Genomic DNA, 20,890 nt, shown 5'->3' with positions numbered 1-20,890 from the left:
CGCACATTTCGTGATCCTTCCTGCCCGCGACGGCTGGAAAGTGTGCTTCTTCTACGATGGCCGCGGGGATTTCGGATACATCGAGCGCTTCCTGTCGCCAAACGGGGAGCTCATAGAGCCGTGGACGCTCCCGGAGACGGATGCCAGGTCCGGGATGAGGTTATGGTCCCCCGCATCGCTGTCACTTCACTAGCGGACGTTTATCCGCGCCAAGCCTCGTCGTCATTATTCGGGATGATAGGGTCGCGGGGTCATGTCCCGAGCGTAAGGCTCGTCGATTGACGGGCACTGTCGAACCGTTGAGTCGGCCCGCCGAGTGCTGCTCGGCGGGCTTTCTTTATTGGATGATGATCATGCGGCCTTGGCGACGGCTACAGCCGCCGAATTGGCAGGCCCGCCGAGCTGCGTGAGCATCTTGTCGGTCTTGGTCTCCTCGGCAAGCGTCTCGTCGAGGAGCGTCACGGCGTCCTTGTGGCCAAGCTGGGTCGCCCAGGCCTTCAGGGTTCCGTAGCGAGCCATCTCATAATGCTCGACCGCCTGCGCGGAGGCGACGAGGCCGGCATCGAGGGCGGGGCTATCGCCGTAGTCTTCCATCACGGCCTCGCCTTCCTTGAGGATGCCTAGGATGGCATCGCAGGTCTTGGCGCGCGGGGCCTTGCCGATCAGCTCGAACACCTGACTGAGGCGCTCGACCTGCTCGGCGGTCTCGGCCTTGTGAGCCTCGAAGGCCTTCTTCAGCTCGGGCGACTTGGCCGCCTTCGCCATCTTGGGCAGGGCCTTCAGGATCTGCTTCTCGGCGTAATAAACGTCCTTGAGCATGTCATGGAAGAGTTCGTCGAGCGGCTTCGGGGAAGTGGTCGTGGCCATTGGTAATCTCCAGTGCTTGGGGGTTGTAGGCGTGGATCAGACGTCGAACTTGTCGCGGGCACGGCCGCCAACGGTGCCGCCGTAGCTTGAAGCGAGGGCGCCCATCAGCATCGCGATGAAGGTGGCCAATGCGAGGGAGGCAGCGCCCTTGCGAGCCGCATCGGCCGTCTCGCGTGCGGTCTGCTCGGCCTTGGCGGCCGTCTCCTTGGCCTTCGCGATGGCGTCGTTGATACGCTTCTCGGCGTCTGGCTGGCTGATGCCAGTCTGGGCCGCGATGACGTTGGTGACATAGGCCTTGTCAGCAGGCGTGATTTCGCCGTTTCGGATGCTCATGGCGATGATGCGGCCGACCTCGGCACGGGCCGGGGCGGCATCCGTGGACGACGGCGCCGGGCGATCGGTGCGGAACAGAGTATCGGTCAGGTAAGCGGAGGGGTCGAGGTTCGAGAGTTCGACGCGCCCCGCCACCTGGCTCGCTGCGCTGGATACGGCCGAACCGACGCCGGACGCGGCAGTGGCGCCCAGGCGAGCGGTCCCGCCGATGATCGCCGAAGCGGTAGAGGCAAGCAGCACGGCACCGACGATCGAGCCAACCGCCCAGGCGAGGAAGCCATGCGCGGTATCGCGAAAGGCGACCTCGTTGGTATGGAGGCCGACGCGCTTGGTGCGAAGGCGGCCGGCGAGGTAGCCACCTGCGCCCGCAGAGATGAGTTGGATGATGGCCAGCCAGATCACTGCGGCGATGCCGAACGTGGTGGCCGTGACGCCTGCGTTCGTCCAGGGCGAGATCGAGGTAAATCCGAGCCCGGCGCCTGCGGCGAGGAGCATCAGGGAGATAGACGCGCTGACGACGGCACCTCCCAGTACCGCACCCCAGGATACAGCGGAGGACGCGCGTGCGGTCGTCGCGTCGGCGACGCCCCGGGAAGTATAGTCTGTCATGAGGGTTTTGCTTTAAGGGCGACGCCAGCGTGGCGTACGCATTGCAGGCGGCCCTCTGGCCGCTCGATCTTAGTGCAACTGCCGGATTGCCGATCGGTTCCTAACGGTACAATTGGACGCGTCAGTTCCTAATCGAACCCCGACAACGAGCGGTGGGCCCGCAGGTATGCCTTGCACACACTGCGGTGGCAGTACGCGATGACGATTTTTGGGCTCAGTCGAGGGGCATCACCAAAGCCGAGCGTCCCTCCGCCGTGGGCACCAATCCTGGCTTCGCCAAAAGGCGCCCGAATGCCGGGATCCGAGAACTCAGCGATTGAGAGTAGCGCATGTGCCCAACAGCGCCCTGCCACCAGCGAGCGGCGCCACGCCCGTCAGCGCCCGCGGCACCGTTCCTGAGGTCAATCGCGTTGCCCTCTCGAAAGATTGGGAGCGTTCACCCTCACTCGCGACGGAACAGGACGAGAGACCACCCGTTAGGGCTGCAATGGCTTCGCTCTCGGAGCCATTCAAGGAGATTTCCATGGAAAACGGCCACGAATCGTCGCAGGCGACGGGCTTCAAAGCCATGTCTCAAAATGCCGAAAGCGGCGGCGGGGACAAAGAGAAACAGACCGGAGAGAGCGGCATCACGGCCAATCTGAAGGCAATGGGTGTCGATACAAATCAAATGTCAGAGGCAGCGGGCGAGCGCGTCGGCGAGTTCCAGGAAATGCTGGAAAGCGAGATTCGTGCGCGGCCGATGCGGGCGCTGGGATGGGCGGTCGGGATCGGTGTGGTGATCGGCTTCTGGGCGGCAAAGTAGGTCGTGGGCGGGCTGTTCGCATATCTGATGGCCGAGGCCACGACGGCCCTGAAACGCAAGGCGATCGTTTACGGCCTTATCAGCTTCAGCGGTCTGCTTGTTATCTTCGCTGGCCGCTACGTGCTAAATGCTGCCTATGCGTGGCTGCTGTTTCGATACGGGCCAACAGCGGCAAGCCTGACCATCGCCGGTGGCATGTTGGTACTGGCAATAGTGGCGATCGGAGCGGCGCGGATAATTGCAGGGCGGCCAAACAGACCGGCACAGTTCGTCAGCCGATCTGCCCCCTCGACCGCCGGACCCTATCGCAGCCGCGGTAAGCGCCGCTCGATGGCACTGGCGGCCGGAGCCTCTGGCGCGGTCACCGCAGCAGCAGCGGCGGCCGCCGTCTTTTGGTTTAGGGGCTCTCCGCGAAGATAGGGGATTGCGCTGTCGTTGCTGCGTCAGAAGAACACGCTCGAAGCAATAAAGGTCGGCCGGCTCCCCAATATGAGACGAATTGTAGACCGCCACTACTCCGAGGCTGGGGCTAACCGGAGAAATATCAATGTTTATGCGCATCGACAAACTACAGACAGAACTTCCCGCACCGAAGAAAAAAGAACCCAACGCCGCCGCCGCTCTCCAGGAATTGCTCGGCGGCAAATACGGGGAGATGTCGACGCTCGGGAACTACATGTTCCAGAGCTTCAATTTCCGTAGCAAGGACAAGCTCAAGCCGTTCTACCATCTTGTCGCCAGCATCACGGCCGAGGAAATCGGCCATGTCGAGCTCGTCAGCAACGGCGTGGCCATGCTGAACAATGGCCCAGACAACGACGGCGACGAGGGCGATGGCGGGGATATCTCGAAGGCGCCCTACAACGCGATGCAGGACATCCGGCTGGCCTCGGCCTTCCTCTCGAATGCCGGCGGCGCCACGCCGACGAACGGCAACGGCGCGTCGTGGAACAACGACTTCATCACGACGACCGGCAACCTCGTCACCGACCTTCTGCATAATTTCCATCTGGAATGCGGCGCCCGGCTGCACAAGCTACGCGTCTACGAGACGCTGACCGATCCGACCGGGCGGGAGGTCTGCGGCTACCTGCTGGTGCGCGGCTCCGTTCATGCCCATGCCTATGCGCTGGCCCTGAAGCAGATCACCGGCGTCGAGATCGAGAAGATGCTGCCGACGCCTAACATCAACCTCGACAAGATTCCGGAGTGCCAGAAATACCTCCAGGAGGGTTCGCACCGCAGGCTCTACACGTTCAGCCCGAACGACTACCGCGGCATCTCCGGCCTCTGGGGCAATGGCGAGACGGCGCTGCCCGGAGATCCGCCAGGAGAGCTCGAAGTCGTCGAGGGTGCTCCCGAAGGTGGCAAGATCCACCAGCTAACCGGTGTTCCCTCAGCCTTCACCCCCGACTACGCGCCGGAGGAAATGTTCGAGATCGCGACCAAGCTCTACAAGGCGTCGCGCTGAAGCTGCTGAGCGCTCCTTGCTCAGCTTGATTGCATAGAAGCCCATCGCATCGGTCAGCCTCGATCCGCTTCGGGGCTGGCCGATCTTCGCGTCCAGGGGTCCAAGATGGCTACATATGGGTTCGACTTCGACTTCGGCGCGCAACTCTCGCGGGACGAGACGAGGTTCCGGGTTTGGGCGCCTGGTTTGGATGCGCTCCAACTTGAGATTGCCGGTCAAAAACTCGTAGAGATGCGGCCCGCCGCGGACGGCTGGTTCGAGGCCGTCGAGCCTGTCGGGGCGGGGACGCGCTATCGCTACAAATTCCCCGATGGAACGCTCGCAACCGATCCGGCCGCGCGCGCCCAAAGCGCCGATGTCCACGGCTTCAGCGTCGTCGTCGATCCGCATGGCTATCAATGGCGCAACGCATGGCGAGGGCGCCCCTGGAACGAGACCGTGATCTACGAGGCCCATGCCGGGATTCTGGGCGGGTTCAAGGCGCTGACGGCCATGTTGGCGGACCTCGCCGAGCTTGGCATCACCGCCCTACAACTAATGCCGATCGCCGATTTCTCCGGCAAGCGGAACTGGGGCTACGATGGTGTGCAGATCTTCGCGCCGGCGGAGGCCTATGGCACGCCCGACGAGCTCAAGGAGCTGATCGACGCGGCTCACGGGCTCGGGCTGAATGTCTTTCTCGATGTCGTCTACAACCATTTCGGTCCCGACGGGGCCTATATTCGCGCCTTCGCGCCCGAGGCCTTTCGCAGCGACATCCAGACGCCGTGGGGCGAGGCCATCGATTTCCGCCGGACGGAGGTCCGCGATTTCTTCATTCGCAACGCCATCTACTGGCTCGAGGAATATCGCTTCGACGGCCTGAGGTTCGATGCGGTTCACGCGATCGCCTCGGATGATTTCATGGAATCCGCGACCCGAAATATCCGGGCAGCGCTGGAGCCCGAGCGCATCATCCATCTCATCCTCGAGAACGAGGACAACGACGCGGCCTTGCTGGCGTCGCGCAACGTCACAGCCCAGTGGAACGATGATTTCCACAATGCGCTACACGTCATCCTGACCGGCGAGACCCACTCCTACTACCAGGATTTCGCCGAGCGCCCGATCGATCAGCTCGCGCGCGTCTTGGCCGAAGGCTTCGCCTATCAGGGCGAGATTTCAGCTTCGCTGGGCCGCCCTCGCGGCAAGCCGAGCGCCGACCTGCCGATGACGGCCTTCGTCAGCTTCCTGCAAAATCACGATCAGGTCGGCAACAGGGCACGCGGCGACCGGCTGACCACTTTGGCCCGCCCCGATGCGATCCGGGCTGCGATCGTCCTGCTCCTCCTCGGCCCGCAGATCCCGCTGATCTTCATGGGCGAGGAGCAAGGCAGCACGACGCCGTTCCTCTATTTCACAGACTATCACGACGAACTCGCCGAAGCGGTGCGGGAAGGACGCAACAGGGAATTTGCCCAGGACCCGGTCGTCGCGGACGGCGTCACGCTCGAAGCCGTGCCCAATCCGAATTCCCGCAGGACCTTCAAGACGAGCATTCCCCAGCCGGCCGCAGATGGCGACGCCTGGCGCGCCCTGTTCAAGAAGCTGCTGGCGCTCCGCCTCGAGCATCTCGTTCCACGCCTCGAAGGCGCGCGGGCGCTCGGGGCCGAGCCGTTGGGGGAGGCCGCCCTGCTCGCCAGATGGAGGTTGGCCGACGGATCGCAACTGTCGCTCGCGATCAATCTGGGGGAAGTGGAGGTCCCGTCGCCGCAGCTTTCGGGTACGCTGATCCACGCGACAGGGTCCGGCGTCGGACAATCCTTCAGAGACGAACTTCTGCCGGGCTACAGCGCCGCGGCGTTCATCGCAGCGGCCGGCTGAGCGCGACCCAACTCGGAATCTCCGGCATCGCCATGCGGAGATGCAGCAGGTCGCTTGCAGGCGCCGTGCCCCATAAAGGCGCCCAACCTCCCTTCGACGGTGGCAGGCACACGGCGGTGTCGCCCCACCACTCGGCCGCCGGAGCAAGCGAGCCGTGGCCCAGGACGGCATGGGCACGGATCGGTACGACGCAGACCAGAGCGCGGTCGCCATGCCGTCGAGCTAAGGCGATCAGGCAATCGCGACGATGGCCGGTGATTTCGAGCGGGATGTAGCTTCCGCTCAGGAAAAGCTCCGGCAGTTCTTGGCGTGTCCTAAGGAGCGCCGAAAGAATGGCCTGCTTGAGCCGTCCGTCCCGCCAGGAGGCCGCGAGGACTGGTATTTCGTCCGCCGATGACCGAGCCGCTTTGCGCGCCTCGAAATCGACCGGCCGCCGGTTGTCGGGGTCGACGCCGCTGAAGTCCCAGAACTCCGCGCCCTGGTAGGTGTCGGGAATGCCCGGAGCGGTACATTGCAGGACGAGCTGAGCCAATCCGTTCACGGCGCCCGCGGCGGCGATGCGATCGACGAAGCCGCCGATGGAAGCGAGGAAGGGCGCAGATATCGAGCGGTCGAGCAGCGAGCGGGCAAACGCCTCGGCGAGGCGCTCGTAGGATTCATTGGGCGCCGTCCAGTTCGTCCGCAGTTTCGCTTCCCGCAGCGATTTGATCCACCACGCCAGCATTCTATCGGCGAACTCGCCTTGCCCATCGGCTGATAGGTCTTCGAGCGGCCAGGCGCCCACGAGCATCTGGTAGAAGAAATACTCGTCGCCTGCGTGCAGACCCGCGGGCCGGACGGAGCCGTTGAGATCGAACCAGAGATCGGAGATCGCGCGCCATTCGGTCGGGATTTCGCTGAGCACCGCTAATCGGGCGCGCGCATCGGGACCGCGCTTATGGTCGTGCGTCGCCAGCGCCAACATCGAGCGCGGCTGCGCGGTGGCCCGGCCAGACATGAGATCGTGAAAGCGCTGGGCCGTCATCGTCAGGCTGCCCGCATCGAACCCGACATCGTTGCGCGAGAGCAAACGCCCATAGCGATAGAAAGTCGTGTCCTCGACTGCGCGCGCCGCCAGCGGTGAACTCAGTTGATTGAAGCGGCGGATTGCGTCTGCCCTGCCGTCGCGATCGAGGGCGGCATCGGTTCCCCGCATGACGCTCTGGATGAAGTCGAGGGCGAGCAAATCCGCCAGCGGCTCGAGCCGGGCGGCTTTCAACGCGTCGTCGAAGAACGGACCCGGCTCCTCCGCAGCGCTCCGCCCCGTCACGTAGGTCCGATAGGTGCGCAGGTTGCCAATGAGGGCGATGACCGCGCGGCGCATTGCGCCTCGAGGGATATCCTCGATACGCTCCGCCTGCTCGGCGAGCAGCAACAGCCGGTCGACCAGGTATTCGCGCTGGCCCTCGAAGCCCTTCTCCAGAACCTCCCGGCGGGCCGCATGCTCCTCGTCGGCGAAATCGGGAGATCTCGCGCTGACGAGCGACCAGTGGGCCGCGAGTTCCCGTTCCGAGGCGCCGTCATGCTGCAAGGCCGAGACCTGATCCATGAAATCATAGCCGGTCGTCCCGTCGACGCCCCAGCCGATCGGGAGCTCTTCGCCGGGAGCCAATATCTTCTCGACGATGATCCAGGCTGGGCCCCGATAGGCGCGTTCGGGGCTACGTGAAGCGAGGTCGGACAGGCGATCCCGCAACTGCCGGCAATAGGCCGCAGGATCGGCCAGACCGTCGACATGGTCGACACGCAGGCCGTCGATCAGTCCATCGGCATAGAGTTCGAAGGCGATCCGGTGCGCGGCGTCGAAGGCAGCAGGATTCTCCATCCGAATCCCGGCGAGCTCGGTGACCTCGAAGAAGCGCCGCCAGTTCAGCCGGTCGCTGGCGCTCCGCCACCAATCCAGCCGGTAGTTCTGCCGCCGCGCCAATCCATCCAGCAGGGCGAGATCGCCGTAGGCGGCGATCCCTCGCCGGCGAACCTCCTCATCATCCTCCGGCCGGACCGGAAAGAGATGCTCGCCCGCGCGCAGCGCGTAGCCGCCTCGCGCGGCATCCTCGACCAGCTCGATCTTTCCCGCCGACAGCGCCTCGCGATAGGGAGCGCCGAGGAACGGGGCGTGGACCTTGCCGGTCAGGAGCGGGTCCTTGCTGTCGAAATCGACGTCGAACCAATCCGCATGGGAGCTGGCCGGACCGTGCTTCAGCAGGTCGAGCCAGAGCGCGTTGCCATCGCCGCCGACCGCCATGTGATTGGGCACGATGTCGAGGATGATGCCGAGCCCGCAATCCGCGAAGGCGCGGGCCATGGCCCGGAAGCCCTCTTCCCCGCCAAGCTCGGGATTGATGCGATCGTAGCTGACCACATCATAGCCGTGCTGCGACCCCGGCCTCGCCTCCAGGATCGGCGATGCGTAGACATGGCTTATCCCCAAACCCGCGAGATAGCCGGCCAGACGGGCACCGGCGCTGAAGGGAAAGCCCTTGTGAAACTGGAGGCGGTAGGTCGACAGAATATGCGAGTGCGTGCGGCTCGGTCCGGCGGTTGCTCGTGCCATTTGCTTTCCGTGAAATCAGCGGCACCAGCTTGAGGGCAAGCAGCGTCCTTTCCGCCAACGGCTGAATGAGGTCGGCGTTCCTTCGGGAAGCGTTCTCGGCGAATGGATTTGCGCCAAGCTGCCGATGTGATGCGGCGAAGGCTGGGCTGAAGTCAGATTAATGGGGAACGAAATACTGGTGCCTCGGTTGGATCGCCGGGAACATCGGAGATCACCATGAAGCTCACTGCATCGGCCGAGCTCGTCTACAACTTCACTGCGCCGACGCAGGTCATCGGACTCCTTCAAGCCTCACGATCCGGCGATCAAACCATTCTGTCGGACGAGCTGGTGCTGGGTCCCGACGCACAGTTGATCGAAGACGAGGATTCGTTTGGGGACCGCCGCTTCCGGGCCTGCCCGTCGAGCCAGACCTCGATCACCTATACCGCAACGGTCGACAACGGCAGGCGAAGCTGCTGCCGACGTCCGGTCGGCAGCATCTTTGGAACGAGCTGCCGGCCGACGCGCTTCCCCATCTCTTGCCCAGCCGGTTCTGTCCGAGCGACAGCTTTCAGCGCTTTGCCTAGCGCGAGTTTGGCCAGGCGGGTGATGATGTGAGCCGGGGGATGGCCATTCTCGATTGGATCGCCGCCGAGGTCGACTATGTTGCAGGCGTCAGCACGCCGGAATCAACGGCGGCGCACACCTTCACGGTGAGGGCCGGCGTCTGCCGCGACTTCACACATCTCGGCATCACCTTTTGCCGCGCGCTGTCGATCCCGGCACGGGCCGTCAGCGCGTACTCCCTCGATGTGCAGCCGCCAGACTTCCACGCCGTCATGGAGGTCTACCTGGAGAACGCCTGGTGGCTCGTCGATCCGACGCGGTTTGCCCCCATCGAAGGCATCATTCGGATCGCCCACGGTCGCGACGCCTCCGACACGGCCTTCCTGACCACGGACAAGGCCTGCACTGTTGTGTCGCAGAGCGTGCAGGTGTCGCGCGGCGACATGGCGGACTGAGCGTCAGCCATGCCGTCGCTGGCGCTCCCGCTATCGCATCAGGCCCGCCGCCCGCAGCGCATCCTCGATCACCTTTCCGACGCCTAAGGCGGGGCCTCGCCCCGGCGTGAAGGCTGCGGCGCGCCTGCCCCCGAGCCGTTCGGAGCCGGGTTCGGGGGTCGCCCTCTCGGCATGGCTGGGCAGCGAGAGTTCCGATCCGGTCTCGGTCAGTTGCCAGAAGCGGGCGATATGGCGGGTGGACGAGATTCCCGCGTCGAGCATGAAAGCTCCGGGAGCGCCGATATCGTCCGCACCGCTGAGCGGCGTGCCGTGCCCCATGCCCGCAACGCTGAACGCCTCGATCCGTGCGGCGCCGGCCCCGTCACGCCACACCCCCCGGGTGTGCGGGCCGATGGCATTCTGCTCAGGCTTGGTGTGCTGCATCCCGTGCACGCCGCGCCATTGGGCGACGATAGCCTCCATGTTGGCGTGCGCAACGGTCTGATCGGCACTGCGATGCCAAATCGAAAGCGTGGGCCAAGGCCCTTGGTGGCCCGAAGCCCCGCGTACCCGTGCCTCGAGCTCGCGCTCTGACGGGATCCCATGCCCACGCATGCGGTCAAATGCTTCGGGGATCGACGTCGCGCATCCATAAGGGAGTCCAGCGAGGATCGCGCCGCCAGCGAAAAGTTCCGGATAGGTGGCGAGCATAACCGAGGTCATGGCACCGCCGGCAGAAAGCCCGGTGACGAAGACCCGCCTCCGGTCAAGGCCGTGGAGCTCGACCATTCTGCCCACCATCTGGGCGATCGACAGCGCCTCGCCGGCATTGCGTCCGATGTCCTCGGGCACGAACCAGTTGAAGCAAAGGTTTGGGTTGTTTGCGCGCTGCTGCTCGGGATAGAGCAGCGCGAAGCCGTGCCGGTCGGCGAGCTGCGACCAGCCCGAGCCGTGGTCGTACCCGGCCGCCGTTTGCGTACAGCCGTGCAGGACGACGACCAGGGGCGCATGTCCCGGCAAATCCTCCGGAATATAGCTGTAGGCCCGAAGCGAGCCGGGATTGGTCCCGAATTCGCCGAGTTCAGACAAGCGCGAAGCCGGCGCCGGACCCCGCGCGTAGGCGATACCTTGGGCTGATTTCAGGCGTGCGATCGTGTCGGAGATATTGCGCATCGCGGCTGTCCTTTGCGGGTCATGCCGAGATGGCGCTGACAAGACCCCAACTGCTGCGATCCGATTATGTTGCAACGCACAATAAATGGGCCATCCTAGCTCACAGACAGCGCTGAAGCAGGCGTGCACTTCGAACACCGCGGAAATGCGGCGATCTTCGATTTCGGGCGTTGTCCAGGTTACCGCTTTGCGTCGCTCCTCTTTCAAACGACTATCGATTGGATCCTCATGTCTGATCAGCTCGATTGCCTCGTGATTGGCGGGGGACCTGCCGGCCTGACGGCGGCGATCTACCTCGCGCGCTTTCATTTGAGCGTCGCCGTGATAGACGAGGGCAGTAGCCGGGCCCTGCAAATAGCCTGCACCCGCAATCACGCGGGCTTCCCTGCTGGAATTTCGGGTCGCGACCTCTTGGGGCGCATGCGCATGCAGGCAATCAAGTATGGCGCGTGCATCATCGATGGCCGGGTTCGACAATTGGATCGTCATGGCGCCGGGTTCTTCGCTCAAGGGCAGGACATCGCGCTCGACGCGCGCGCGGTTCTGATCGCCACCGGAGTCACCAACCGGCGGCCTCCGATCGATGAGGCGCTTCATGCCGAAGCGCTCCAATCGGGACGCCTGCGCTATTGCCCAGTTTGCGATGGCTATGAAGTCACGGGCCAGCACGTCGCGGTGATTGGCTCCGATGCTCGCGCAGCGAAGGAATGCGAATTTCTGAGGTCGTTCACGGACCGCATCAGTCTCATCCTCGACGGGCGCGATGGCCTCGCGGAGCCGGTCGCCAAGCGTCTCGCAAGCATCGGCGTCCGCGTCATCGGGGGCCCGGCCGAGCAATTCGCGCTGGAAGCGAATGGCTTGAGCTTGTCGACCGCGGCTGGACGGCTTTGTTTCGAGGCTGTCTATCCCGCGCTCGGGTCGGTTATCCACTCGGAGCTCGCGACGGCGCTGGGAGCGGCAGTGACCGAAGAAGGCTGCATCAAGGTGGACAGTCACCAACGCACCAGCGTGGCCGGGCTGTACGCTGCCGGCGACGTCGTGATCGGGCTGGATCAGATCAGCCACGCGATGGGTGAGGCTGGCGTCGCCGCTACCACGATCCGGAATGACCTGGCTTCGTCCTGTCCAAGGTTTCGTTAGAAAAATATCGAGCCGACCTTGCCTTGATCTGACGCATCTCAGTGTCCGGCCCGGGCTTTATGGAAGATAATCGGCGCGGCACCCACGCGCCATTGGGGACGAAACCTCTCGCGCTTCCAAACCCGCGAGGACGCAGTCTCTCGCTTCACGAACCGACAGTGCGGCACTGAGCACGGGCACCCAAGCGGGAATTCGCTCTTCGTCGTGCCACCAGCGAAGAATGCGCCGCCGCCCTACACCAGTAATGCGAGCCCAGTCGTCAACGCCCAGACCTAAGCGCACGAGACTTTCGCGAAATCGCCGCGACGTCATGCGGGCAGGCACCATCATCGCTTCCGGAGCTGTTGGAGGCGGTTCCTGATTGCCGTGCAAGCTGATGCGATACGGAGGAGAAAATCGCGATGGCCAAAGGCGGGATCCGCAGCCGCGATTTCAGGACACGGGTACGGCCACGGCGCTTTGAGCGCGTCCCCTTGCGGTCTGGTGTCCGACGGTCATGCCCGCAATGTGAACAACCACTGCCATTTTTGCTTTTCCGGTCACTTCAGAGGCTAATTCACAAGCGACGGGACTGGCTTCTTCTCCGCCCGGTCGGGCGCTTTGCGGGCGCTGAACCAGCCGCCTCAGGATTCTTCGCCGCGGCTACGCCACGACTTGGAGATCTGCGATTGTCACAGCGCCAAGCTGGCTCCGGAATGCCAGCGTTCGATCGGAGCTTTGCTGCTGCGAGACACCCGTAATCATGTGCTCGCCCGTATCGTAGATTGTCCTCTTCCCTCGATCCTCGATCACCAGGCGGCGTGCGCTCGGGAAGAATGCATAGCGCATGTCGTTCTGGCTGCCGGCGGCTGCCGAGGGGCCAAACTCCACAGGCCAATCATCGGTGCCGGTCAGCTTGTCGGCGCCCTCGGCGGTCGTCAGCACCTCCATCGGAAGGTCGCCTCGCCGAAGCGCGTCCGCAAGGTCCTGGAGAACGCCGTCCAGCTTGGCTTTCGTTGCGGCGTTGAACATGTCGCCGACCATGCTCATTCCGCCGGCCGACCATTGTGCCATGCCCCCAAAGTCGGGATGAGAGAACTGCGCCATCGATCCGCTTCCCCGACGAAGCGCTGCCAGCGCGGCCTCTACGGCATCGACAGCAACACCATGTTCCTGCGCGATCTTCGTCACCACCGCGGGCATCGAGGCCATATCGAGAGCGTCCGTATCGGGCCGAACTCCCTCCCTGATCTCCGCCTCCTGCTCGGGTGGAAGTCGATTTCCGTGTCCGTCCCTCATGGCATGCTCCCCGTTGAGCTGGCTTCAATCTCTTCCGCTCCCGGCGGTCACGGTCGCAGGATGACCTTGATCACGCCGTCCTCCTTGTCGCGGAATTTTTTGTACATCTCAGGCGCGTCCTCAAGGCTCGCCGGATGGGTGATCACGAAGCTCGGATCGATCTCTCCGGCCTCGATCTTGGCCAGCAGTGGCTTGGTATAGGCCTGAACGTGGGTCTGGCCCATCTTGAAGGTCAGGCCCTTGTTCATCGCCGCGCCGATCGGGATCTTGTCGCCCATCCCGACATAGACGCCCGGGATGGAAATCGTTCCACCTTTCCGGCAGCACATGATCGCCTCTCGGAGAACGTGGACGCGATCGGTCGCGAGAAACGTCGCGGCCTTGACCTTGTCCAGGATGGCGTCCGCCGCACCGTGACCAGACGCTTCGCAGCCGACGGCGTCGATGCAACTGTCGGGGCCGCGGCCCTTCGTCCAAACCATGAGTTCGTCGTAGACGTCGAGTTTCGAAAAGTTGATCGTCTCGGCGCCGCCAGCCTCGGCCATCGCCAATCGCTCTGGCACCTCGTCGATCGCGATCACCCGGCCTGCGCCCAGCATGAAGGCCGAGCGGATCGCGAACTGGCCCACCGGCCCGCAACCCCAGATCGCGACGGTATCGCCATTCTGAATCTGAGCGTTCTCGGCAGCCATGTAACCGGTGGGGAAAATGTCGGAGAGGAAGAGCGCCTGCTCGTCCGAGACATTGTCGGGGACTTTGATCGGGCCGATATCCGCCATGGGCACGCGCAGGTATTCCGCCTGCCCACCGCTATAGCCGCCCATCATGTGACTGAAGCCGAACAGGCCGGCCGGTGATTGGCCCATCGCCTCGGCCGCCATCTTCGCGTTGGGGTTGGTGCGATCGCAGGCGGAAAACATGCCTTGGCGGCAGAACCAGCAGTCGCCGCAACTGATGGTGAAAGGAACGACGACCCGGTCGCCAATCTTCAGGTTGGTCACCTCAGAGCCGAGCTCGATCACCTCGCCCATGTTTTCGTGACCCAGGATATCGCCGCTCTCCATCGTCGGCTGATAGCCGTCGAGAAGGTGAAGATCCGAGCCGCAGATGGCGCAGCAGGTGATCTTGATGACCGCATCGCGAGGGTGCTCGATCCTCGGATCCGGCACCGTATCGACGCGGACATCTCCTTTGCCGTGCCAGCATAATGCGCGCATTGGGTCGCCTCTTCTTTTTAGATCAGGTCGGGCAACCGAATACCGACCACCATGCCCCAAGAGCCAAACAGGCTGCGAAGGCAAGGGTTCCGGCAGAAGCGGACGAATATTCCGACGAACCTTATAGATATCGGTCGACTTTTATCTCGGGAAACCGCGAGCCAATACGCCGCAGGAACAGTCGTAAGCTTTTCCAGTTGGCGTAGATGGAGGAAATATCATGTCTGACAAATCAAAGATCTCGCCCGTAAGCAGTTCCCCGGCCAGTTACGAAACAGCACGGCGGCCGGGACAACCGGGCAATCAGAACGAGCGCAGACCCGGTCCGAGTCCGCATTCCGGCCATCCGACCGGTCCACATGCGCCTTTCAGTGCGGACGACACCGAAGGCGCTGCCGCGATCAAGCACGATGCCGAAGGCCAGTATGCCAAGTCGCGAGCCAAGCCGAACCCCTGCGGGTTGGTCAGTGCCAATTCGGTCGTTCTTTCCAAAGACGGTGAGGCCTCGCCAGAGGGCGGACACGGCCGGGAGAGGGATCCGGAAACGCAGCGCTGACAATGGAAGCCGCGGGGGTTTTCATCCTGCTCGGTATCGGATGCGGGGTGGCAATCTGGATGATTTTCATGGAAAGGCCGCTCTAGGGTAGGGCGCAAGAGATCCATCCCTGCGCGTTTTTGAAACAGTGCGCCTAGAAGGCGTGACTTTGCCGCACCGATTGTGAAAAGCGAATCCTCAGGAATTTTTTCGACCGTTGGCCCAGATGTCCGGCCGCGGCGAGGCGCTGTGGCATCGATCGCATTTGAACCAAATCAGAACGTCATCGTAAGGCAACGATGCCATCCCTCACGCGAGAGGGTTCGACCCATCCGCAGGAACTCTATCGCGAAGCGTGCGAGGATGGGGGCGGCACCGCTACACGGTCATCGTCTGGCGACCGTATCCCGGCCTCAGCGAGACCGCCTACACGCTCGACGACGGACGCCCGGTAAAATTCGTCGACGACTGCACGTTCGAGGTTGTGGAGACCGGGCTGAGCATCTCCCGCTGCCCCTGAGCGGGCGGTCCAAGAGGCAAGCGTCGAGATTTCAATTTGCTCCTGATCAATTAGCGAGGGACGCCATGGCACTGACCGGCAGACAAATTGCAGTCGAGATGGCTCAGAAGTTTCAAGGCCGTGACTGGATCGCCGCGCTGGCTGAACTGTGCGGCCAGCCTCGTGATTTCGTTGAGTGGCACCTCCAGGAAGATGTAACGCCCCCGACCGAGCTCGGCGACGCTGCCAGCGGAATGCTTGAGCGCGCCGACGACGATTTTGCCGGGTTGCCAGGAAGCCCACAGAATTAATGCTCGGAGCAAGCTCCCGGCGTTTGCCGCGAGCTAATCGTTTCGCAGATTTCATACTGCGCGTCGGGGCGACATGCTTCCCTGGAAGGCTTTCGCCGCACGGGGCATTACTGATCACTGCAACGGCGCCGCCGCAACTCGCTCTTCCGCAGCCTCACGGTAAGCGGCGTCTACGAAGAGTTGCAGGCTTTTCCTGACGGCCGTCGTTAGCTCGATATCCTCTCCGTTTTCCGCCGCGCCGCGCACCATGAGGCGGGCAATTTCGCGCTTGAAGGCTTCACGAAGCTCGCGCATCTGCGGATCGCCGGGCGCTTTTTCTCTCTGGTGGACAAACGCCGCGACAAGGAGCCGACGCAGGCCCGCGTTCAGCGCCATGGCGATGACGACATCTTGGTTGGACATCGAGTTGTCTCTTTCCCAGGGCTCACGCTCGCGTGGGGAACCATCATCGTCACCAGCTAGTTCCTCGCTCGTGTCGATTCATCGATGTGTTCCTGGGGAACGGCCATGGCTCCACGCGCTGTCTGGAAAGGCGTTCTCAAGATCGCCGAGGTCACCTGTCCGGTGTCGCTCTATACGGCGGCCTCGACGTCCGAGCGGATCTCGTTCCACACGCTGAACCGCAAGACCGGAAACCGTGTCCACCGCCAATTCATCGACGAAGTCTCGGGAAAGCCCGTGGAGAACGAGGATCAGGTCAAGGGCTACGACAAGGGCGATGGGGTTTACGTCATACTTGAGCCGGAGGAGATCGCAGCCGCCATCCCCGAAAGCGACAAGACCCTCACCGTCGAGACGTTTCTGCCCTGCGACGAGATCGACGATATCTTCTTCGACAAGCCATATTACGTTTCGCCGAGCACCGCTGTCGCCTCTGAGGCCTTTGCGCTGATCCGGGAGGGCATGAAGGGCCGAAAATCGGCCGCGCTCGCCAGGACAGTGATCTTCCGCCGGATGCGGTCGATCCTGATCAGGCCTCACGGCGACGGCCTCCTCGCTACGACATTGAACTTCGATTACGAGGTTCGCTCGGCAGAGGACGCCTTCAGCGATGTGCCCGCCGTGAAGATCGACGACGAGATGCTCGAACTGGCCGAGCACATCATCAAGACGAAAGCCGGCGAGTTCGATCCCAAGGAATTCGACGACCGCTATGAAAGTGCGCTGGCCGAGCTGGTTCAGGCGAAGGTCGAAGGGCGGAAGATCAAGCCGCAGAAGCGGCCCGAGCCCACCAAGGTCGTCAGCCTTCTCGACGCGCTGCGGGAAAGCGCAAAGGCGAGCGATGGCAAGAAGTCGGCGAAGGCGCCCTCCTCTGCGAAGCAGGCTCCGCGCAGGAAGGCGAGCTGATCACTTCCGCCGGGGCTCGAGGCTCTTCTTGAGCGCATCCATGATGTTGACGACGTTGCCCTCGGTCGGCTGACGCGCTGCCGCCTTGGCGGGCTTGCGGCCCTTCTGCTTCGCCTTGATGATCGCGAGCAATTCGTCCTGGACAGGATCCTTCGCAAGCTCAGGCGACCAGTCCTTCGTCCGGGTCGTGATGAGCTTGTCCATGAGCGGACGAAGGTCGGCTTCGGGCTCCGCCTTGTCGATCCCTCCGAAGTAATCCTTCTCCGGCCGTACTTCGTCGCCATACCGCAAAGTCCAGAGAATGATGCCATTATCGCGGGCGTCCAGCAGCACGGCGCGTTCGCGGCGGTAGAGTACGACACGGGAGATGCCTACCGTATTGGTTCGCTTCATCGCCTCGCGGATCACCGAAAAGGCCTCCTCCCCTACCTTGGCATCGGGCACGAGGTAATGGGGGGTATCGTACCAGATCCAGCCTACGGAGGATCGGGGAGCGAAGGTCTGGATATCGATCGTCCGCGTGCTTTCCAAGGCAACGGAATCGAGTTCGTCATCCTCCAAAACGACGTACTCATCGTCGCCCTTCGGATAGCCTTTGACCTCATCGTCGTCAGCGACCGGCTTGCCGGTAACCGCATCGACGAACCGACTCTGGATGCGGTTTCCCGTCTTGCGGTTGAGCGTATGGAAGCGGACTTTATCGCTGTCGGAATGTGCCGGCATCATCGCCACGGGACAGGTCACGAGCGACAGCTTCAAGTAGCCCTTCCAGAAGGTCCGCGGCGCCATGGTCAATCTCCCAATCGTCCCGGAGAACGCCCCGCCGCGCACGATCGTTCCTTATCGAGGACTTTCGGTAGTCGTCACGCAGCCTCGGCGCGCTTGCCCAGCTTCTTGATGGCGTCAGCGATCGATCCGGCCGCGGCGTCATACTCTGCCCAGGCCTTGGTCTTCTTGAGCAGGCCAGGCACGGTTCTGACGGTGTAACGGCTGGGGTCGAGATCAGATTTTACCTGCGGCCAGGTCAATGGCATCGACGCGTGCGCGCCCGGCCGCGCCCTGGGCGAGAGCGGGGCGACCGCCGTCGCCATCCGGTCGTTGCGCAGATAGTCGAGGAAGATGCGGCCGTTCCTCAGCCGCTTGGCCATGTTGACCACGTAGCGCGTCGGCTCCTCGCTGGCCAATTCAGCACAGACCCTGCGCGCGAAATCCTTCGCCTTGGGCCAGTCGACGGAGGCGCGTTTGCCGGATGCCAGCGGCGCGACGACGTGAAGGCCCTTGCCACCCGTGGTCTTGCAGAAGGTGACAAGGCCAAGCGCCTCGAGCCTCTCGCGCATCTGCTTCGCCGCGGCGATCACGTCGCCGAAGCTGACGCCCGGTCCTGGATCCAGATCGAAGACCAGGCGCCCGGGGGTCTCCGGATCGCCTGGAGCGCAGTTCCAGGGATGGAGCTCGATGCCCCCGACCTGAGCAGCCGCCGCCAGCGCTTCGATCCGGTCGATCTGGAGGTAGGGCTTCTTGTCGCCGAAGACGCGGACGAGTTCGAACAGGTTCGATGTGCCCATGCCGGCATGGCGCTGAAAGAACATCTCACCGCCGATTCCGTCGGGCGCGCGAACGAGGGAGCAAGGTCGACCCTTGATATGCGGCAGCATCCATTCGCCGACCGCTTCGAAATATTCGGCCAGGTCCTGTTTGGAGACAGGCCGGCCGTCTTCTGCATCGGGCCATAATGGCTTGTCGGGATGGCTGATGCTGACGCCCATGACATCGGCTCTGCCCCCGCGCCCGCGAGCGCGAGTGGGCCGAGGTGCCGGCGTTTCGGTCTCCGCCGGATCGGCCGGCAGCTCGGTTTCGACTTCTTCCGCCGGCTTGTCCTCGCGCAGCCCCTTGAACGCCGCCTGGCGGACCATGCCATCGCCCGTCCAACCGGCGAATTCGATCTCGGCGACGAGTTCCGGTTTCAACCAGGTCACGCCCGGCTCGCGCTTCGGAGCGCCCGCCCCGGTGAAAGGCGATTTCGGCGCAGCGACAGCTTTCAGCCTTGGCAAAAGCGAAGCGACCTTGGAGGCGCCGTAGCCGGTCCCGACTCGGCCGACATAGATGAAATGCGAGCCGCGGTTGACGCCGACGAGCAGCGACCGGAACTTGCCCGCCGTGGTTGACCACCCGCCGATCACGACCTCATGGCCGGCACGGCATTTCGCCTTCGTCCACGTGTCGCTGCGCCCCGAGACGTAGGGCGCGCCTACGGCCTTCGACACGATACCTTCCAGGGACAGCTTGCAGGCCGATTTCAGGACAGCGTCGCCGCCGGTCTCGAAGTGCGCGACATAGCGCAACACGACCCCGTCGGCGTGCTCGTCCAGATAGGTCTTGAGCTGTTCCTTTCGCCTGAGGAGCGCCAGCTCACGCAGGTCGGCCCCCTCCTCAAAGAGCAGGTCGAAGGCGAAGAAGACCAGGTCATCAGTCTTGCCCTCGGAGAGGGCAGCCTGGAGCGCGGCAAAGTCGGGAGAGCCGTGGCTGTCGAGCGCGACGATCTCGCCGTCGATGATGGCGTCCGGCAGGCTTCGGGCAGCCTCAGCGATCGCAGCGAATTTCGAGGACCAGTCTAGCCCCTTGCGCGTCTTCAACGTGACCTTGCCGGCTTCGATCCGCATCTGGATGCGGTAGCCATCAAACTTGATCTCGTGCACCCAGTCGTTGCCGTTCGCCGGGCGCTCCACGCTCCGACAGAATTGCGGCTCGATGAATGATGGCATTTTGACTGCCACGGTCTTTCGCGACGAAGTGGGCTTGGCGGAGCGCCTCTCCTTCGCGGCAAGCCCCTTTCGGCTATCCCATTCCGCATCAGGCGCCAGTACATTCTCCGCAAGCAAAAATGGCTTGGGCGAGCGGCCCTTGCCCGCCGCGATCGCTGACATGCTCCGGCCCGATGCGATCGACGTGTCGGCCTTCAAGATGGCTTCCCCTTCACCATCGACCGCGTGTGCGTCGCGGTGTTTGATCAGGAGCCAATTCGTTCGCTTGCCGCCTTCCCGGTCGCGCTTCATCCGGACGAGCACGAAGCTGCCGTGGAGTCGGTCCCCGTGCAGGGTGATTTTCAGGTCCCCCTTCTCAAGCTGGCGCTGGGGGCTGAGCTTGCCTTCCGGCTCCCAAAAGCCGCGATCCCAGAGCAAGACGGTGCCACCGCCATATTCTCCCTTTGGGATCGTGCCTTCGAAGTCGCCGTAGGCGAGTGGATGGTCCTCTACTTCTACGGCGAGGCGCTTATCGCCGGGATCGAGCGAGGGGCCCTTCGTCACAGCCCAGGACTTGAAGACCCCGTCGAGTTCGAGGCGCAGGTCGTAATGCAGCCGTGTGGCGTCATGCTTTTGAATGACGAAGCGCAACCGATCCGACGGCGCCACGGCGACGTCGTCGCTGGGCTCCCTCGTCTTCTCGAAATCCCGCTTGGCGCGATAGGATTGCAGCTTTTCTGACACTGATCGTCCCCTCTGCGATCCATCAACGTCAGGCAATTTTTCCTGTTCCATCCCGCAGCAGCATCGTTTGCGCCTCGAATACCGACTGGGGGCGTCCCCGCGCGCGACCTTCATCAATCATGAGTTCAATGGAACATCGGAGAAGTCGACCACGTTAGATTTCTTCGAACGACTCTCAGAGGGCGTGATGACAAACAACAATAACGACACGCAACGTAGGGCTGAGTTTCAAAGTGAAGAAGGCGGCGGTGAAAAGATTCAGCCGATGCTGCCACATTCTCACTCATCAGCGCACCGAGCAGTCGAAACACCTGTCGAGGCCCGACAAGGTTTCCTAGGTCGGCCAATGCTGGTCGTCTTGATAGGTGCGCTCGCTCTGTC

19 protein-coding genes are annotated in these 20,890 nt (G+C 63.3%); 10 read left to right on the top strand and 9 right to left on the bottom strand.

Annotated features, from left to right (window positions below; translation table 11 throughout):
- Positions 1 to 351: 351 nt before the first annotated feature.
- Positions 352 to 867 (bottom strand): YciE/YciF ferroxidase family protein, encoded by a 516-nt coding sequence (locus DWF00_RS28445; RefSeq protein ID WP_114830922.1) that lies wholly within the window; start codon positions 865 to 867, stop codon positions 352 to 354.
- Between the two features lie 36 nt (positions 868 to 903).
- Complete coding sequence (locus tag DWF00_RS28440) at positions 904 to 1,809, bottom strand: hypothetical protein (RefSeq protein WP_114830923.1); 906 nt, start codon at positions 1,807 to 1,809, stop codon at positions 904 to 906.
- A gap of 523 nt (positions 1,810 to 2,332) precedes the next feature.
- On the opposite strand from DWF00_RS28440, the gene DWF00_RS28435 reads away from it, so the two are divergent.
- The 4 genes from DWF00_RS28435 to treZ all read left to right on the top strand — a co-directional run bounded on the left by DWF00_RS28435 (position 2,333) and on the right by treZ (position 5,948).
- A complete protein-coding gene (locus tag DWF00_RS28435) occupies positions 2,333 to 2,614 on the top strand; it encodes a hypothetical protein (protein ID WP_147283751.1) in 282 nt (93 codons plus the stop codon).
- 3 nt (positions 2,615 to 2,617) lie between these two features.
- Positions 2,618 to 3,034, top strand: coding sequence for a hypothetical protein (locus DWF00_RS29245; RefSeq protein WP_147283752.1), 417 nt, complete (start codon positions 2,618 to 2,620; stop codon positions 3,032 to 3,034).
- A gap of 127 nt (positions 3,035 to 3,161) precedes the next feature.
- The gene (locus DWF00_RS28430) at positions 3,162 to 4,085 is read left to right on the top strand and encodes a manganese catalase family protein (protein ID WP_114830925.1); all 924 of its coding nucleotides are present in this window, start codon (positions 3,162 to 3,164) and stop codon (positions 4,083 to 4,085) included.
- 105 nt (positions 4,086 to 4,190) lie between these two features.
- The gene (gene treZ / locus DWF00_RS28425; protein ID WP_114830926.1) at positions 4,191 to 5,948 is read left to right on the top strand and encodes a malto-oligosyltrehalose trehalohydrolase; all 1,758 of its coding nucleotides are present in this window, start codon (positions 4,191 to 4,193) and stop codon (positions 5,946 to 5,948) included.
- Here the strand turns inward: treZ and treY are convergent.
- Positions 5,929 to 8,541: a malto-oligosyltrehalose synthase gene (gene treY / locus DWF00_RS28420; protein ID WP_114830927.1), complete on the bottom strand. Its 2,613-nt coding sequence runs from the start codon at positions 8,539 to 8,541 to the stop codon at positions 5,929 to 5,931. The genes treZ and treY overlap by 20 nt on opposite strands.
- Positions 8,542 to 8,757: 216 nt before the next feature.
- On the opposite strand from treY, the gene DWF00_RS29745 reads away from it, so the two are divergent.
- Both DWF00_RS29745 and DWF00_RS29740 read left to right on the top strand, forming a co-directional pair.
- The gene (locus DWF00_RS29745) at positions 8,758 to 9,141 is read left to right on the top strand and encodes a hypothetical protein (RefSeq protein ID WP_210207911.1); all 384 of its coding nucleotides are present in this window, start codon (positions 8,758 to 8,760) and stop codon (positions 9,139 to 9,141) included.
- An 8-nt stretch (positions 9,142 to 9,149) separates the two neighbouring features.
- Positions 9,150 to 9,545 carry a transglutaminase-like domain-containing protein gene (locus DWF00_RS29740; protein ID WP_210207912.1) on the top strand — a complete coding sequence of 132 codons (396 nt, stop codon included), beginning with the start codon at positions 9,150 to 9,152 and terminating at the stop codon, positions 9,543 to 9,545.
- Positions 9,546 to 9,575: 30 nt separating this feature from the next.
- Here the strand turns inward: DWF00_RS29740 and DWF00_RS28410 are convergent, their stop codons facing one another.
- On the bottom strand, positions 9,576 to 10,697 hold the full coding sequence (locus DWF00_RS28410) for an extracellular catalytic domain type 1 short-chain-length polyhydroxyalkanoate depolymerase (RefSeq protein ID WP_114830928.1): 1,122 nt from the start codon (positions 10,695 to 10,697) through the stop codon (positions 9,576 to 9,578).
- A gap of 123 nt (positions 10,698 to 10,820) precedes the next feature.
- On the opposite strand from DWF00_RS28410, the gene DWF00_RS28405 reads away from it, so the two are divergent.
- Complete coding sequence (locus tag DWF00_RS28405; RefSeq protein WP_245974379.1) at positions 10,821 to 11,837, top strand: NAD(P)/FAD-dependent oxidoreductase; 1,017 nt, start codon at positions 10,821 to 10,823, stop codon at positions 11,835 to 11,837.
- Between the two features lie 642 nt (positions 11,838 to 12,479).
- Here the strand turns inward: DWF00_RS28405 and DWF00_RS28400 are convergent.
- Together DWF00_RS28400 and DWF00_RS28395 are read right to left on the bottom strand one after the other, a co-directional pair.
- A complete protein-coding gene (locus DWF00_RS28400; RefSeq protein WP_245974377.1) occupies positions 12,480 to 13,115 on the bottom strand; it encodes a hypothetical protein in 636 nt (211 codons plus the stop codon).
- A gap of 47 nt (positions 13,116 to 13,162) precedes the next feature.
- Positions 13,163 to 14,332 (bottom strand): zinc-dependent alcohol dehydrogenase, encoded by a 1,170-nt coding sequence (locus DWF00_RS28395; RefSeq protein ID WP_114830929.1) that lies wholly within the window; start codon positions 14,330 to 14,332, stop codon positions 13,163 to 13,165.
- A gap of 220 nt (positions 14,333 to 14,552) precedes the next feature.
- Between DWF00_RS28395 and DWF00_RS29240 the strand changes: the two genes are divergently transcribed.
- Both DWF00_RS29240 and DWF00_RS28390 read left to right on the top strand, forming a co-directional pair.
- Positions 14,553 to 14,888, top strand: a complete 336-nt coding sequence (locus tag DWF00_RS29240) for a hypothetical protein (RefSeq protein ID WP_147283753.1) — start codon at positions 14,553 to 14,555, stop codon at positions 14,886 to 14,888.
- 564 nt (positions 14,889 to 15,452) lie between these two features.
- Positions 15,453 to 15,677 carry a hypothetical protein gene (locus DWF00_RS28390; RefSeq protein ID WP_114830930.1) on the top strand — a complete coding sequence of 75 codons (225 nt, stop codon included), beginning with the start codon at positions 15,453 to 15,455 and terminating at the stop codon, positions 15,675 to 15,677.
- Between the two features lie 114 nt (positions 15,678 to 15,791).
- Here DWF00_RS28390 and DWF00_RS28385 read toward each other — a convergent pair whose 3' ends face one another.
- A complete protein-coding gene (locus DWF00_RS28385) occupies positions 15,792 to 16,079 on the bottom strand; it encodes a hypothetical protein (protein WP_114830931.1) in 288 nt (95 codons plus the stop codon).
- A gap of 105 nt (positions 16,080 to 16,184) precedes the next feature.
- Between DWF00_RS28385 and ku (DWF00_RS28380) the strand changes: the two genes are divergently transcribed.
- Positions 16,185 to 17,024 (top strand): non-homologous end joining protein Ku, encoded by an 840-nt coding sequence (gene ku, locus DWF00_RS28380; RefSeq protein ID WP_114830932.1) that lies wholly within the window; start codon positions 16,185 to 16,187, stop codon positions 17,022 to 17,024.
- Here the strand turns inward: ku (DWF00_RS28380) and ku (DWF00_RS28375) are convergent, their stop codons facing one another.
- On the bottom strand, positions 17,025 to 17,813 hold the full coding sequence (gene ku, locus DWF00_RS28375; protein WP_114830933.1) for a non-homologous end joining protein Ku: 789 nt from the start codon (positions 17,811 to 17,813) through the stop codon (positions 17,025 to 17,027). It abuts the gene before it with no gap.
- Between the two features lie 74 nt (positions 17,814 to 17,887).
- Positions 17,888 to 20,509 carry a DNA ligase D gene (gene ligD / locus DWF00_RS28370; protein WP_181832775.1) on the bottom strand — a complete coding sequence of 874 codons (2,622 nt, stop codon included), beginning with the start codon at positions 20,507 to 20,509 and terminating at the stop codon, positions 17,888 to 17,890.
- Positions 20,510 to 20,890: the final 381 nt, after the last annotated feature.

Source organism: Allobosea caraganae, assembly GCF_003351345.1.
GTDB classification, from domain to species: domain Bacteria; phylum Pseudomonadota; class Alphaproteobacteria; order Rhizobiales; family Beijerinckiaceae; genus Allobosea; species Allobosea caraganae.
This window is presented reverse-complemented; position numbering and strand designations above follow the sequence as displayed.